The sequence below is a fragment of the Streptomyces sp. NPDC090741 genome (genome assembly GCF_044769045.1).
Lineage (GTDB): Bacteria > Actinomycetota > Actinomycetes > Streptomycetales > Streptomycetaceae > Streptomyces.
Genome location: NZ_JBIVXF010000017.1, coordinates 87727 through 102595 on the forward strand (window position 1 = coordinate 87727; position 14869 = coordinate 102595).

General features: G+C 72.2%; 13 protein-coding genes and 2 tRNA genes. 11 read left to right on the forward strand and 4 right to left on the reverse strand.

Going from position 1 to position 14869, the window contains the following annotated elements:
* Positions 1 to 321: 321 nt before the first annotated feature.
* The 8 genes from ACIQU4_RS34310 (at position 322) to ACIQU4_RS34345 (ending at position 8087) form a co-directional block, all read left to right on the forward strand.
* The gene (locus tag ACIQU4_RS34310) at positions 322 to 627 is read left to right on the forward strand and encodes a hypothetical protein (RefSeq protein WP_403739234.1); all 306 of its coding nucleotides are present in this window, start codon (positions 322 to 324) and stop codon (positions 625 to 627) included.
* A gap of 184 nt (positions 628 to 811) precedes the next feature.
* Positions 812 to 1963: an acyl-CoA dehydrogenase family protein gene (locus ACIQU4_RS34315; RefSeq protein WP_403739236.1), complete on the forward strand. Its 1152-nt coding sequence runs from the start codon at positions 812 to 814 to the stop codon at positions 1961 to 1963.
* On the forward strand, positions 1960 to 2952 hold the full coding sequence (locus ACIQU4_RS34320) for a bifunctional MaoC family dehydratase N-terminal/OB-fold nucleic acid binding domain-containing protein (protein WP_403739240.1): 993 nt from the start codon (positions 1960 to 1962) through the stop codon (positions 2950 to 2952). Before ACIQU4_RS34315 ends, ACIQU4_RS34320 begins: the two co-directional genes overlap by 4 nt.
* Entirely contained in the window at positions 2952 to 4001 is a 1050-nt protein-coding gene (locus ACIQU4_RS34325; protein ID WP_403739242.1) for an acyl-CoA dehydrogenase family protein, read from the forward strand. The genes ACIQU4_RS34320 and ACIQU4_RS34325 overlap by 1 nt, the downstream gene beginning before the upstream one ends.
* Entirely contained in the window at positions 3998 to 4399 is a 402-nt protein-coding gene (locus ACIQU4_RS34330) for a MaoC/PaaZ C-terminal domain-containing protein (protein WP_403739245.1), read from the forward strand. Before ACIQU4_RS34325 ends, ACIQU4_RS34330 begins: the two co-directional genes overlap by 4 nt.
* On the forward strand, positions 4396 to 5562 hold the full coding sequence (locus ACIQU4_RS34335) for a lipid-transfer protein (RefSeq protein WP_403739247.1): 1167 nt from the start codon (positions 4396 to 4398) through the stop codon (positions 5560 to 5562). Before ACIQU4_RS34330 ends, ACIQU4_RS34335 begins: the two co-directional genes overlap by 4 nt.
* Positions 5563 to 5730: 168 nt before the next feature.
* Entirely contained in the window at positions 5731 to 6264 is a 534-nt protein-coding gene (locus ACIQU4_RS34340) for a SigE family RNA polymerase sigma factor (RefSeq protein ID WP_030153345.1), read from the forward strand.
* A gap of 161 nt (positions 6265 to 6425) precedes the next feature.
* Positions 6426 to 8087, forward strand: coding sequence for a long-chain fatty acid--CoA ligase (locus ACIQU4_RS34345; RefSeq protein ID WP_403739250.1), 1662 nt, complete (start codon positions 6426 to 6428; stop codon positions 8085 to 8087).
* 3 nt (positions 8088 to 8090) lie between these two features.
* Here ACIQU4_RS34345 and ACIQU4_RS34350 read toward each other — a convergent pair whose 3' ends face one another.
* The 3 genes from ACIQU4_RS34350 to ACIQU4_RS34360 form a co-directional block, all read right to left on the reverse strand.
* Complete coding sequence (locus tag ACIQU4_RS34350) at positions 8091 to 8675, reverse strand: antibiotic biosynthesis monooxygenase (RefSeq protein ID WP_403739253.1); 585 nt, start codon at positions 8673 to 8675, stop codon at positions 8091 to 8093.
* 13 nt (positions 8676 to 8688) lie between these two features.
* On the reverse strand, positions 8689 to 12159 hold the full coding sequence (locus ACIQU4_RS34355) for a PAS domain-containing protein (RefSeq protein ID WP_403739256.1): 3471 nt from the start codon (positions 12157 to 12159) through the stop codon (positions 8689 to 8691).
* A gap of 119 nt (positions 12160 to 12278) precedes the next feature.
* Complete coding sequence (locus ACIQU4_RS34360) at positions 12279 to 12716, reverse strand: SSI family serine proteinase inhibitor (protein WP_403739259.1); 438 nt, start codon at positions 12714 to 12716, stop codon at positions 12279 to 12281.
* 222 nt (positions 12717 to 12938) lie between these two features.
* Here ACIQU4_RS34360 and ACIQU4_RS34365 point away from each other — a divergent pair.
* The 3 genes from ACIQU4_RS34365 to ACIQU4_RS34375 all read left to right on the forward strand — a co-directional run bounded on the left by ACIQU4_RS34365 (position 12939) and on the right by ACIQU4_RS34375 (position 13908).
* Positions 12939 to 13029: transfer RNA gene (locus tag ACIQU4_RS34365), tRNA-Ser, on the forward strand.
* A gap of 252 nt (positions 13030 to 13281) precedes the next feature.
* Positions 13282 to 13354 (forward strand) — tRNA-Arg (locus ACIQU4_RS34370).
* A gap of 188 nt (positions 13355 to 13542) precedes the next feature.
* The gene (locus ACIQU4_RS34375) at positions 13543 to 13908 is read left to right on the forward strand and encodes a PH domain-containing protein (protein ID WP_053692457.1); all 366 of its coding nucleotides are present in this window, start codon (positions 13543 to 13545) and stop codon (positions 13906 to 13908) included.
* A gap of 5 nt (positions 13909 to 13913) precedes the next feature.
* On the opposite strand, the gene ACIQU4_RS34380 is transcribed toward ACIQU4_RS34375, so the two are convergent.
* On the reverse strand, positions 13914 to 14825 hold the full coding sequence (locus ACIQU4_RS34380) for an SMP-30/gluconolactonase/LRE family protein (protein WP_403739263.1): 912 nt from the start codon (positions 14823 to 14825) through the stop codon (positions 13914 to 13916).
* Positions 14826 to 14869 lie beyond the last annotated feature (44 nt).

Genomic DNA, 14869 nt, shown 5'->3' on the forward strand with positions numbered 1-14869 from the left:
CGCAGGCCCGGGAGACGGTGGGGTTCCCGGACGGAGCGGCCCTTTTCGGCATGTCCGGCGCACATGAGTTTGAAGGAACGTTTCAGCTCAGATCTGGCGGTGGTTTCGGCGGCCTCCGGCGCGCTGACCAGCGGCGTTGGGGTGCGAATGAGGTTTATCCGATGTTGCTCATACTTGCGGGGGAATCGTGGACTCCGGGATGGTTCGCCGGGGATTCGGTGGGCAACTCTGGTCTCGCGACGTCGTCACCACGCAACGACCGAGGCGGTCGGCCAACTGCCTTGGAGTAATTCCCACTTCGCATTTCTGGAGGATTCAGACATGGCAAGCATCCGTACCGCCCGCGTCATCGCCGCCGTCGCCGCTCTCCCCCTCGCCGTTTCCCTCTTCGGTGGTGTGGCCTCGGCCGACAACGGCTCCTTCGCGAACGACGGATCGAATGCGAGCGTCGCCAGCATCATCGGCAGCGGCGTCGGCGGGAACAACAGTGGTAATTCGTCGACTTCCCAGCAGGTGGCCACCGGCTCCGGTGCGTCCAACCAGAACAACACCGCGCAGGTCAACGGCTCGGCCTTCACCGCGATCCAGCAGGGCAACGTCGCGGTCGACTTCCACCCCTGGCGGTAGACGCTCTCCGAGTCCTTCGAGTCTTGAGGGCGCCTGTGCCACCGGACCGGCTGGGGTCCGGTGGCACAGGCGCCCTCGCGCATCCGTGCACAGCCCCTCCCGGACTCTCCCGACCTTGACATCCACAGTGAATCTGACGGACAGTCAGGTTCACTCGATGATGTGATGCCGGGAGGCCAGCGCCGTGCACCTCGCCCCGACCGAAGGCCAGTTGCGGCTCCGTGCCGAACTGCGGGAGTACTTCCACGATCTGCTGCCGGACGGCCCCCCCGAGGACCCCACCGGCCAACGCGCACTGCTGCGCCGCATCGGCGCCGACGGACTGCTCGGCCTCGGCTGGCCCGTCGAGTACGGCGGCCAAGGGCGCGGCCCCGACGAGCAGTTCGTGTTCTTCGACGAGGCCTACCGGGCCGGCGCCCCCGTCTCCATGGTCACCCTCAACACCGTCGGCCCGACCCTGATGAAGTACGGGACCGCGGAGCAGAGGGACTACTTCCTCCCCCGGATCCTCAGCGGCGAGATCGTCTTCGCCATCGGCTACTCGGAGCCCGAGGCAGGCACCGACCTGGCCTCGCTGCGCACCCGCGCCGTACGCGACGGAGCCGATTGGCTCGTCGACGGGCAGAAGATCTTCACCTCCAACGCCCAGAACGCCGACTGGATCTGGCTCGCCTGCCGCACCGATCCCGATGCCCCCAAGCACAAGGGCATCTCGATCATCCTGGTGCCCACCGACGCCCCCGGCTTCGCGTGGACCCCGATCGACACGGTCGGCGGCCTCACGACCACGTCGACGTACTACGACGGGCTCCGCGTGCCCGCCGGGAACCTCGTCGGCCCCGAGCACGGCGGCTGGGGGCTGATCACCAACCAGCTCAACCACGAGCGCGTGGCCCTCGCCGCCATCGGCATGCAGGCCGAGGACTTCTGCACGAGCGCGCTGCGCCACGCCCGTACCCCCGATCCGGTCACCGGTGAGCGCCCCGCCGACCGGCCGTGGGTGCAGTCCCGGCTCGCCGAGGCCCACGCCCGGCTGGCCGCCGTACGCCTCCTCAACTGGCGCCTCGTCCAGGACGTGGGCGCCGGCACCCTGGCCCCCGGCGACGCCAGCGGGGTGAAGTTCCTCGGCACCGAGTCCACCGTCGAGGTGTACCGGATGTGCCAGGAGGTGGTGGGCGAGGAGGCGCTCGTACGGGGGTCCGCGGCGTTCGCCGGCGGCGAGCTGGAGCGGATGAACCGGGCCGCGCAGATCAACACCTTCGGCGGCGGGGTCAGCGAGGTCCAGCGGGAGATCGTCGCCATGATGCGGCTCGGCATGAAGGGAAGGAAGCGATGACCGCCACGCCGGAGCAGGCAGTGGGTACGGACGCGGGAGCGGGCACCGGCGCGGGCACCGAGGAGGCCGCCCGGTTCCACGCACTGCTCACGTCCTTCGAAGGGCGGTCCGCCGCCACCGCGGGCCAGGGCAAGGACCCCGTCAACCAGCCGATGATCCGCCACTGGTGTGAGGCGATGGGCGATGCCAACCCCGCCTACACCGGCCCGGACGCCATCGCCCCGCCCACCATGCTCCAGGCCTGGACGATGGGCGGGCTCTCCGGGCACGGCGACCGCTCCTCCGCCTACGACGAGCTCCTCGCCCTGCTCGACGGCGCGGGCTGCACCTCCGTCGTGGCCACCGACTGCGAGCAGGAGTACCTGCGACCGCTGCGCCCCGGCGACACGGTCACCTACGACGCCGTCATCGAGTCCGTCTCCCCGCGCAAGACGACCAAGCTGGGCACCGGCCACTTCGTGACCACCCGCATGGACGTCCGCGCGGACGGCGAACTCGCCGGGACCCACCGCTTCCGGATCCTCAAGTACGCGCCCGCCGCCCCGCGCGAGAAGAAGCCCGCGGCCCGGCGCCCCCGCCCGGTGGTCAACCGCGACAACCAGGGCTTCTGGGACGGGGTCGCGGACCACAAGCTGCTGATCCAGCGCTGCACAGCCTGCGGGATCCTCCGTTTCCCCTGGCTGCCCGGCTGCAACGGCTGCGCGAGCCTGGACTGGGACACCGTCGAGGCCTGCGGCGCCGGCACGGTGTTCAGCTACGTCGTCATGCACCACCCGCCCTTCCCCGCCTTCACCGCGCATGAACATGCCGCTGCCGCGGTGGGGCCCTACGCGGTCGCCCTCGTCGAACTCGCCGAGGGCGTCCGGATGGTCAGCAACATCACCGGCGTCCCGTACGACAAGGTCCGCATCGGGATGCCCGTGCACCTGGAGTTCCTGCGCGTCGACGAGGACCTGGAACTGCCGGTCTTCCGAGGGAGCGAGGGCTGATGGACTTCCACCCCACCGAGGAGCAGGCCGCCGCGGCCGGGCTCGCCGCCCGGATCTTCCGCGATCTCGCCACCCACGAACGCCTCGCTGCGGCCGGCACCGGCAGCGACGCCGAGCTGTGGAAGGCCCTCACCGCCGCCGGACTGACCGCCGCCGTGGAGGACGTCGGCCTGCTCGGCCTGGTGCTGCTGCTGGAGGAGCAGGGCCGCACCACCGCGCAGGTCCCGTACGCCGCCACCTGCGCGTACGGGATCCTGCCCGTCGCCGCGCACGGCAGCGCCGAGCAGCGCGCCCGGCTGCTGCCCGCCCTGGGCTCGGGAGAGGCGGTCGCCACCGGCGCCTTCCCGGCCCGCGGCCGCATCACTGCCTCGCCGGACGGCCGGCTGACCGGGACCGCCCCCGTCGTGCCCTGGCTGCGCGATGCCACCCACGTGCTCGTCCCGGACGCCGACCGGACCCTGTGGCTCGTACGGACGGACGCACCCGGCGTCGGAACGCCCGAGGTGGAGACCACCGCCCCCTGGTCGGCGGGGCGGCTCACCCTGGCCGGGACCGAGGCCGAACGGCTCGGGGACGGCCGGGCCTACGAAGAGGTCCTGGCCACCGCCCGTACCGCCTTCGCCGGGCTCCAGGCGGGGGTCTGCGCGGGCTCCCTGGCCCGTGCGGTCGAGTACACCTCCACCCGCGAGCAGTTCGGCCGGCCGCTCTCCACGAACCAGGGGGTCATGCTGCGCGCGGCCGACGCGTACATGGACACCGAGGCGATCCGGGTCACCGCGTACGAGGCGGCCTGGAGGATCGACGAGGGACTTCCGGCGCGCGAGCACGCCCTGACCGCGGCCTGGTGGGCCTCGGAGGCGGGCAAGCGGGTCGTGCACGCCGGCCAGCACCTGCACGGCGGGATGGGCGCCGACCTGGACCATCCCGTCCACCGGCACTTCCTCTGGGGGCGCCAGCTGGACGCGTACCTGGGCTGCGGCAGCGAGCTGCTGGCCGAGCTGGGCGCGCTCCTGTCCGACCACGCAGCACCCGAGGGGGACGACGCATGAACGTCGGCGACACACTGGCGCCGCTGGAGATACCGGTGACGCGCACGCTGATCGTCGCGGGTGCGATCGCCTCGCGCGACTACCAGGACGTCCACCACGACGCCTCGCTCGCGCGCGAGAAGGGCTCCCCGGACATCTTCATGAACATCCTGACCACCAACGGCCTGGTCGGCCGGTACATCACCGACCGCCTCGGGCCGGGCGCCGTCCTGCGCAAGGTGGCCATCCGGCTCGGCGCCCCCAACTACCCCGGGGACACCATGGTCCTGACCGGCACCGTGGTCGCCGTCGACGGGGACCGGGTGGAGATCCGGGTCGTCGGCGCCAACGGCATCGGCCACCACGTCACCGGCACGGTCGCGGTCACGGTCACGGTCACAGCGGAGGTGGCGGCATGAGCGTCCGGCACCGCGACACGCTCGGCGGGCGCGCCGCCATCGCCGGCATCGGCGCGACCGAGTTCTCCAAGGACTCCGGCCGCAGCGAGCTGCGGCTCGCCGTCGAGGCCGTGCACGCCGCCCTCGACGACGCCGGGCTGACCCCCGCCGACGTCGACGGCATGGTCACGTTCACGATGGACACCAGCCCCGAGATCACCGTGGCCCAGGCGGCCGGCATCGGGGACCTCTCCTTCTTCTCCCGCATCCACTACGGCGGCGGCGCGGCCTGCGCCACCGTCCAGCAGGCCGCCCTCGCCGTCGCCACCGGGGTCGCGGAGGTGGTGGTCTGCTACCGCGCCTTCAACGAGCGCTCCGGCCGCCGCTTCGGTTCCGGCGTGCAGCAGCGCGAGCCCTCGGCGGAGGGCGCGGCGCTCGGCTGGTCGCTGCCCTGGGGGCTGCTGACTCCGGCCTCCTGGGTGGCCATGACCGCCCAGCGCTATCTGCACACCTACAACCTGACCCCCGAGGCCTTCGGCCATGTCGCGGTCACCGACCGCCGGCACGCGGCGAACAACCCCGCCGCGTACTTCCACGGCAAGCCCATCACCCTCGCCGACCACGCCGCCTCGCGCTGGATCGTCGAACCGCTGCGGCTGCTGGACTGCTGCCAGGAGACGGACGGCGGCCAGGCGCTGATCGTCACCAGCACCGAGCGCGCCCGGGACCTGCGCCACGCGCCCGCCGTGATCACCGCAGCCGCGCAGGGCGCCGGCCGCCGTCAGGAGGCCATGACCTCCTTCTACCGCGACGACCTCACCGGGCTGCCGGAGATGGACGTGGTCGCCCGGCAGCTGTGGCGGACCAGCGGGCTGCGGCCCTCGGACATCGACGTCGGCATCCTCTACGACCACTTCACCCCGTTCGTCCTGATGCAGCTCGAGGAGTTCGGCTTCTGCAAGCCCGGCGAGGCCGCCGACTTCGTGGCCGCGGACGCGCTGCCGCTCAACACCCACGGCGGCCAGCTCGGGGAGGCGTACCTGCACGGCATGAACGGCATCGCCGAGGCGGTCCGCCAGCTGCGCGGCACCTCCGTGAACCAGGTGGCGGGCGCCGCCCGTGCCCTGGTCACGGCCGGAACCGGGGTACCGACGTCCGGTCTGATCCTCGGCGCCGACGGCTGAGCCCGGAGCCGCGCGCCGGTCCCCGGCCGGCCCTCGGCCAGGACCCGCGGCCTGCCCCTCCTCCACCTTCAGGAGGTGGGGCAGGCCCCACCCCTACAACCTGAGATGGATCCAGCTTCGGCACTTGCGGCCGATCCCAGGTCCGGACCGCGCTTCTAGCGTGGAGCCATGACCACGCCTGTGTGCACGCTCGCCTCGAACCCGACGCCGTACCCGTCGTTCTCGGCGTACGTCCGGACCCGCGGCTCGGTCCTGATGCGCACCGCGCGCTCGCTCACCGCCAACCCGTGCGATGCCGAGGACCTGCTCCAGACGGCCCTTGCCAAGACGTACGTCGCGTGGGACCGCATCGAGGACCACCGCGCCCTCGACGGCTACGTCCGGCGGGCCCTGGTCAACACCCGTACCTCCCAGTGGCGCAAGCGCAAGGTCGACGAGTTCGCCTGCGACGAGCTCCCGGAACCCGAGGAGACGCCCGCATCCGACCCCGCCGAGGCGCAGGCGCTGCGCGACGCGATGTGGCGAGCGGTGACCCGGCTTCCCGACCGGCAGCGCGCGATGGTCGTCCTGCGCTACTACGAGGATCTGAGCGAGGCGCAGACCGCCGAACTGCTCGGAGTCTCGATCGGCACGGTCAAGAGCGCCGTCTCGCGCGCTCTGGTCAAGCTCCGCGAGGACCCGGAGCTCACCCCGGTCCGCTGAACCGGCCCATGTTTCACGTGAAACATCGGTGTTTCACGTGAAACGTCGGCGATTGGTTGCCGTGTTTGTACCCCCGGGTAGTGACATGCCGACCGGTACGTGCGCAGAATCGGCAGCATCCGTAGCCGCCGCAGCGCCGCAGCGCTCACCGGGAGGACGCTTTGCTGAGCACCATGCAGGACGTACCGCTCCTCGTCACCCGCATACTCCAGCACGGGATGACGATCCACGGGAAATCCCAGGTCACGACCTGGACCGGGGAGGCCGAGCCGCACCGTCGCAGCTTCGCCGAGATCGGTACCCGCGCCACCCGCCTCGCCAACGCCCTGCGCGACGAACTGGGCGTCCAGCAGGACGACCGGGTGGCGACCCTGATGTGGAACAACGCGGAGCACGTCGAGGCGTACTTCGCGATCCCCTCCATGGGTTCCGTACTCCACACCCTCAACCTGCGCCTGCCTCCCGAGCAGCTGGTCTTCATCGTCAACCACGCGGTCGACCGGGTCGTGCTGGTGAACGGGACCCTGCTGCCGCTGCTGGTCCCGCTGCTGCCGCACCTGCCGACCGTCGAGCACGTGGTCGTCTCCGGCATCGGTGACCGCTCCGGCCTCGAAGCCCTCGCGCAGGAGCGCGGCTTCCGCGTCCACGACTACGAGGAGCTGATCGCGGACCGCGCGACCTCGTACGACTGGCCGGAGCTGGACGAGCGCCAGGCCGCCGCCATGTGCTACACCTCCGGCACCACCGGCGACCCCAAGGGCGTCGTCTACTCCCACCGCTCGATCTACCTGCACTCCATGCAGGTCAACATGGCCGAGTCGATGGGCCTGACCGACCGCGACACCACCCTCGTCGTGGTCCCGCAGTTCCACGTCAACGCCTGGGGCCTGCCGCACGCGGTGTTCATGACGGGCATCAACATGCTGATGCCGGACCGGTTCCTCCAGCCCGCCCCGCTCGCCGAGATGATCGAGCGGGAGAAGCCCACGCACGCCGCGGCCGTCCCCACCATCTGGCAGGGCCTGCTCGCCGAGGTCACCGCCAACCCGCGCGACCTGACCTCGATGAAGCAGGTCACCATCGGCGGCGCGGCCTGTCCGCCCGCCCTGATGGAGGCCTACGACAAGCTCGGCGTCCGCCTCTGCCACGCCTGGGGCATGACCGAGACCTCCCCGCTGGGCACCATGGCGCACCCGCCGGCCGGCCTGAGCGCCGAGGAGCAGTGGCCGTACCGGATCACCCAGGGCCGCTTCCCGGCGGGCGTCGAGCCGCGCCTGGTGGGCCCCGGGGGCGACATCCTGCCCTGGGACGGCGAGTCGGCGGGCGAGCTCGAAGTCCGCGGCACCTGGATCGCGGGCTCCTACTACGGCGGAGCCGCCGGCGAACCGCTGCGCCCCGAGGACAAGTTCAGCGCGGACGGCTGGCTCAAGACCGGAGACGTCGGTGTGATCAGCCCCGACGGGTTCCTCACGCTGACCGACCGGGCCAAGGACGTCATCAAGTCCGGCGGCGAGTGGATCTCCAGCGTGGAGCTGGAGAACGCGCTGATGGCGCATCCCGAGATCGCCGAGGCGGCGGTCGTCGCCGTCCCGGACGAGAAGTGGGGCGAGCGCCCGCTGGCCACCGTCGTCCTCAAGGAGGGCGCGACCGTGGACTACGACGGGCTGCGCGTCTTCCTCGGCCAGTCCATCGCCAAGTGGCAGTTGCCCGAGCGCTGGACGACCGTCGCGGCCGTCCCGAAGACCAGCGTCGGCAAGTTCGACAAGAAGGTCATACGGAAGCAGTACGCGGACGGCGAGCTGGACGTCACCAAGCTGGGCTGAAGCTCAGCGCTGGCCGGCCTTCGTCAGCCAGGGCCGCAGCAGCCTGCTGACGGCCGGCATCGCCAGGTAGGTCATCAGCGTGCTGAAGACGACGGCGAAGGCGGCCGTCCGCAGGACGAAGTGCAAGTTCACCAGGTACGGCCCGAGCACCGCGTTGCCGACGAGCGAGATCGGGAAGATGGCCAGCCCCGAGCTGATCGCCATCTTCCAGCGCGGCGGCGCGGGCCGGGTCGTACCCGGCTTGGCGAACCAGGTCTCCATGCCGTGCAGTTCGCGCCGGGCTATCTCGGTGTGGTGGTGGCCCAGGCAGTTGGAGAACCACTGGGCCCGCTCGGCGGAGTCCTGCCACCGCTGGAAGGCCTCGTGGTCCCGGAAGCGATGGACCAGGAACCACGGCCCGCCGTCCGCCGCCGGACGGAACAGCCCGTACCCCAGATGCCCGGGGAAGGCCGCGGCCGTCTCCAGGATGCCGTGGGCCCAGGCCTCGAACGCCTCCTCGTGGCCGGGCTCCACCTGCCGGGCTATGAGCAGGTTCACCTCCCCGTTGTCGGCGGGGACGGTCTGCTCGCTCGTGTCGATGATGGCCATCGGGCCAGGATGACTAGTTCGTGCCGATCTTGGCGAGCAGATCCACGATGCGGCCCTGGACGTCCGCCGTGGTGGCCCGCTCGGCGAGGAAGAGCACGCTCTCCCCGGAGGCCAGCCGCGGCAGTTCGGCCGGGTCGATCCCCGTGGCCGTGTAGACCACCAGCGGGGTCCGGTTGAGCTGCCCGTTGGCGCGCAGCCAGTCCACGATCCCGGCCCGCCGGCGCCTGACCTGCATGAGGTCCATGACCACCAGGTTGGGCCGCATCCGCGTCGCCAGCTCCACCGCGTCGGTGTCCGCGCCCGCCCGCGCGACCTGGAGGCCGCGCCGTTCGAGGGCGGCCGTCAGCGCCGTCGCGATCTCGTCGTGCTCCTCGATCAGCAGCACCCGGGAAGGGTGCTGCTCGCTGTCGCGCGGCGCGAGCGCCTTGAGGAGGACCGCCGGGTCGGCCCCGTACGCCGCCTCGCGCGTGGCGTGCCCCAGCCCGGCCGTGACCAGTACGGGGACCTCGGCGGCCACCGCGGCCTGGCGCAGGGACTGCAGGGCGGTCCGGGTGATCGGCCCCGTCAGCGGGTCCACGAACAGCGCGGCGGGGAACGCGGCGATCTGCGCGTCCACCTCCTCGCGGGAGTGCACGATCACAGGGCGGTAGCCGCGGTCGCTGAGCGCCTGCTGGGTCTGTACATCGGGCGCCGGCCACACGAGCAGGCGGCGCGGGTTGTCCAGGGGCTCCGGAGGCAGCTCGTCGTCCACGGGCAGCGGTACGGGCCGGTTGACGACCTCGACGGCGCCCCCGGGCCCGTCCAGCGGCTCGGGGCCCTCGTCGGCGCCCGCCTCGGGGGCTCCTATCGCGAACGCCCGTCCCTGGGGCGCGGGCTCGGCGAGCCGGCGACGGCGGCCGGAGCCGCCCGTACCGCCCGCGCCGTTGGTGCTTGCGGAGTCGACCGAGATGCCCTGGCCGAGCGTGCCGAGGGCGCGCACGCTGATCGGCTGTGCGGCCTCCGCCGGGGCGTCCTGGGGCTGCCGGGCCCCGGGCACGGCCACCGGGTCGGCGGCCTCCTCGTCCTCGGGAGCGGTTCGGGCCGCCGGGACCGGCCAGGCCGGAGTGGCGGGCAGCGCACGCCGCCGACCGGTCGGCGGTACGGGCTCCTCGGCGGCCGCGGCCGGCTGCGCGTCGGGGTCCGCGGGCTCGGCAGCGGGCGCACCCAGGACCCGGCGCCCGCGCCGCCCGGCCGGGGCGTCGCCCTCGGCCTCACCGGGAGCGGGGACCGGACCGGCCATGGCGGGGCTCTGCGCGGTGGCCGCAGCCGGCGCCGGCGCGGGAGCCGCTGTCCGGGCCGGGGCCGGGGTCGGGCCGGCGGGCAGCGCGAAGCCGCCCTCGGGGGCGATGGGCCGTACGGGTGCCTGCGGGGCGGCGGCAGGAGCCGGGCCGAGGCCCGTCGCGGGCACGGGACCGCCGGGTTGCGGCGCGGCGGCCGCACCCAGCGCACGCCGCCGCCCGGCGGGATGCTCGGTCACCGGAACCGGCGGTACGGGCGGCACCGGCGCGCCCTGCGGCACCGGGGAGCCCGGCGGCACCGGCGCGCCCGGCGGCACCGGGGCCACGCCGGGACCGCGGCCGGATCCGGGGGGCCCCTGCGGCACCGGCGGGAGCGCGGGCATGGCGGTTCCCTGCGGGGGCACGGGCCGGCCGGGGCCGCCCTCGCCGCTGTCCGTTCCGCTGCCGTCGCCGTCGCGGCCGCGACGGCGCCCGGTGCCCAGGCCCGCCGGGTTCACCGGGGACTGCGCGAGCTCGGGAGCCGCGGCGTCGACGGCACCGGCCTCGCCCGCCCGCCGCCGCCCGGAAGGCAGCGCCAGCGCGCTCCCGCCCTCGGCGGCGCCGTTCTCCTTCGCCTCCTCGGCCGCGTCCTCCAGGAACGCGTCCACCCCGCGCCGGGCCCGCCGACCGGCGGGGCCCTTGCCCGCGCCCTCGGCGGCTGCCGGCTCCTTCGCGGGCTCGGGCTCGGGCTTCGGCTCCGGCAGCGTCACCGTTCCGGCTCCCGCGCCCAGCGGCAGCTCCAGTACGTACGCACCGCCGGGCGCGCCCGGCACCTCCACCGTCTGCAGCACACCCCCGTGCGCGGCCACGACGCCCCGCACGATCGGCTCGTGCACCGGGTTGCCGCCCTCGTACGGTCCGCGCACCTCGATCCGTACGACCTCGCCCCGCTGCGCGGCGGCCACGACGATCGTCGAGTCGCTGTACCCGCTGCCCTGGCGGGTCTTGCCGGTGGCGTCCACCCCGGCGACGTCCGCGACCAGGTGCGCGAGGGCGCCCGCGATCCGCTCGGCGTCCACCTCGGCCTCGATGGTCGGCGCGTGGACGGCGAACTGCACGCGGCCCGGGCCGATCAGCTCGACGGCGCCGTCGATGCCGGCCGCGACGACCCCGTTGATCAGGACCTTCTTCTTCTTGAGCTTCTCGGTGCCGGCGTCGAGCCGCTGGAAGCCGAGCACGTTGTCGACCAGCGCGGTCATCCGGGAGTATCCGGCGGCCAGGTGGTGCAGCAGCTGGTTGGCCTCGGGCCACAGCTGCCCCGCGTCGTCGGCGGCCAGTGTGGCCAGCTCCCCGCGCAGCTCTTCCAGGGGCCCGCGCAGGGACTCGCCGAGGACGGCAAGCAACTGGGCGTGCCGAGCGGCCAGGGCGTCGTAGGCCCGCCGGTCGGTGAAGGTCATGACGGCGCCGACGAGCAGCTCCCCGTCCCGTACGGGCGAGGTGGTCAGGTCGACGGAGACGGGCTGCCCGGCCTTGTTCCACAGCACCTGGCCGCGCACCCGGTGCTTGCGGCCGCTGCGCAGGGTGTCGGCGAGCGGGGACTCCTCGAAGGGGAACGGCGAGCCGTCGGCGCGCGAGTGCTGGATCAGCCCGTGCAGCTCCCGGTTACCGAGGTCGGTGGCGCGGTATCCGAGGATCTGGGCGGCGGCCGGGTTGACGAGGACGACCCGGCCGTCGGTGTCCGTGCCGACGACGCCCTCGGCGGCGGCCCGCAGGATCATCTCGGTCTGCCGCTGCGAGCGGGCCAGCTCGACCTCGGTGTCCACCGTCTCGGAGAGGTCGCGTACGACGAGCATCAGCAGCTCGTCGCCCGTGTACGCGGGCTGCGGCTCGCGGTAGGCGTCGCGGCCGTCGAGGTGGGCCGCGGTGACCTCGACGGGGAACTCGGTGCCGTCGGTGCGGCGCGCGACCATCCGCTTGGGCTTGGCCCGGCCGCCCTCGTCCTCGCCGGGCCGGCGCATGGAGCCGGGGATCAGCTTGGAGTCGAACTCGGGGAGGAGGTCCAGCACGCCGCGGCCGACGAGCCCGGTGCCGGGGCTCTCCATGACCTCGAGGGCGATCGAATTCGCGTTGACGACCGTGCCGTTGGCGTTGACGAGCAACAGCGCGTCCGGAAGAGCGTCGAGTATTGCTGCGAGGCGAGCAGCGCCTCGGGATGGCCTGCTGCTCACGACGAGCTTCCTCCCTGACCACAACTACCGGCATGTCACGGGAGGAGTCTAAGGGCACGGCCCCGTCCTGAGGTGGCGGATGTTCGGTGGATACCGTGCATCCTTCGCATCCTCCCAGGTCAGGAGCGCCCACCCGGAAGCACAGGTTCCAGGTTGTTCCAGCGGGTGATCTCGCATCCGTTGGTCCGCCGGAACGTCGCGTCCACCTTGTGGCCTTGCCATGTTCCGGTGATGTGCGCGGTGGCCGGGCCCCCGTCCTGCATGGTGCAGATCTGCCGTTTGGCGGCGGGGGCGAAGGGGTCTTTGTCCTGCTTGGCGAGGACGTCGAGCCGGTCGCAGGCCTGCTCGGCCTCGGGGTGGTTCCCGCCGACGGGGTTGCACTCCAGCAGGTACTCGCCGTTCGCCCGGGGGTTGCCGGTGGCGGACACGGCGATGGTGAGGCGGTCGGGCGGGGCCAGCAGCCGGCCCAGCGGTGGCAGCGGGGGCAGCGGCCCGGCGGCCGTGGCCGCCGAGGCGGCCAGGACGGAGGTGACGGCGAAAGCGGCGAGACGCAGCATGGGGCACTCCAGGTCGTCCGTACGTCGTACGGCTGACCAACGAGACGCGCCCGCCGACGTTGCGTACGGGCGGGCGTACGGACGCGTGCGCGGGAAGGTGCGTGCCGGGAGGCTTAAGGCTTTGCTCTGGTGGCGGCTGTCCTTGTACCGTGGGAGCGGATTGGTGAGCGGCCCGGTGGCTGTGTCATCATCTGCACGCACCTTCGTACGCGGGGGTGTGCTGGAGGCGTCGCCTAGTCCGGTCTATGGCGCCGCACTGCTAATGCGGTTTGGGTCTTAAAGCCCATCGAGGGTTCAAATCCCTCCGCCTCCGCACCTGCCGAAGCCCCGGTCCTGACGGACCGGGGCTTCGGTGCGTTCCGGGGTCTTGCTTTGACGCCTTCCGGCCATGCCGACCTCCGCGCCAACCCTGCCCCGACAGCGGTACGAACCCATCCGGATGATCTTCATCTGGAGCGTTTTCGCAGGTCAGGCCTGGTTTGGCTAATGGATTTCGCGTCCCGCCGAGGTCCATGTATTGTTGTTCTCGCAAGGCCAACGGGGCGCAAAACCCCGGGAAGCCCAAGCACTCGTAGCTTAACGGATAGAGCATCTGACTACGGATCAGAAGGTTGCAGGTTCGAATCCTGCCGAGTGCACAGCCGAAGAGGCCCCCCGGTTCACCGGGGGGCCTCTTGCGTTGTCCGGGTCCTTCTTGGTGGGGAGGGGGGTCTCGGGGTTGTTCCGGGGTGGGGGTCGGTCCTGTGGGGGATGAGCGGTGGCCCGGGGGTGGATACGGTCCTCGGAGACGGTTCGGAACGGGTCGGGCCGCGAGAGGGGGACTGTCATGGGGCTGTTCGGGAACGCGCACACGGTTGATCCGATGTCGGCGCAGCGGGACTACGCGCGGCTGCTCGGGCAGGGGGAGCAGGTGCACGCCGCGTACCTGTTGATACGCGACACGATCCTGTTCACCGACCGGCGGCTCGTGCTCGTCGACAAGCAGGGGCTCACGGGGAAGAAGGTGGAGTACCACTCCATCCCGTACCGGAGCATCACGCACTTCTCCGTGGAGACCGCCGGGCATTTCGATCTCGACGCCGAGCTCAAGATCTGGCTCTCGGGGAGCGCGGCGCCGATCGAGAAGACGTTCACCAAGGGCGTGGACATCTATGAGGTGCAGGCCATCCTGACGCAGTTCGTCGCCCGGTAGCCGGGTCACAGGACGCGGGGGAGGCCCGTGACCGAGAGGGTCAGGGCGTAGAGGGACGTGGTGGCGGTGATGAAGAGGCGGTTGTTCTTCGGGCCGCCGAAGGCGATGTTCGAGACCGGTTCGGGGACGCGGATGCGCCCGATCAGGGTGCCGTCCGGGGCGTAGCAGTGCACGCCGTTCTCCATCGCCGCCGCCCACAGGCGGCCCTCGTCGTCGAAGCGGATGTTGTCCACGCCGGGGCACTGCGTGAAGACGCGGTCGGACGTGAGGGTGCCGTCCGCGGCCACTTCGAATGCGCGGATGTGGCCTGCGCGGGTGTCCGCCGCGTACAGCTCGCCCCCGTCCGGGGAGAAGACCACGCCGTTCGGGCCGAGGAACCCGTTCGCCGCGAGGCGCACCTCGCCGGTCGCCGGGTCGGCGCGGTAGAGGTTGCAGGCGCCGATCTCGCTCGGTGCGCGCAGGCCCTCGTAGTCGCTGGTGATGCCGAAGTCCGGGTCGGAGAACCAGATCGAGCCGTCCGAGCGCACCACCGCGTCGTTCGGGCTGTTGAGCCGCTTGCCGTCGAAGCGGTCGGCGATGACGGTGAGGGTGCCGTCCGGTTCGGTGCGGGTGACACGCCGGTTGCCCTGCTCGCAGGTGATCAGGCGGCCTTCGCGGTCCAGGGTGTTGCCGTTCGGGTGGCCGGCCGGGGACCGGAAGACGGAGACCGCGCCGGTCGCCTCGTCCCAGCGCAGCATCCGGTCGTTGGGGATGTCGCTCCACACGAGCTGCCGCCAGGCCGGCAGGTACAGCGGGCCCTCCGCCCAGCGGCAGTCGTCGTAGAGCCGTTCGAGCCGCATGTCGCCGTTGGCGCAGCGGCCGGTGCGGAATCGTTCGTCCAGGATCTCGTACAGGCCGAGGTCGGCTATGGATGACATTCTTCCCCCTGTTGGGTCATGTGCCGAATACAGTTCGGCCTTCT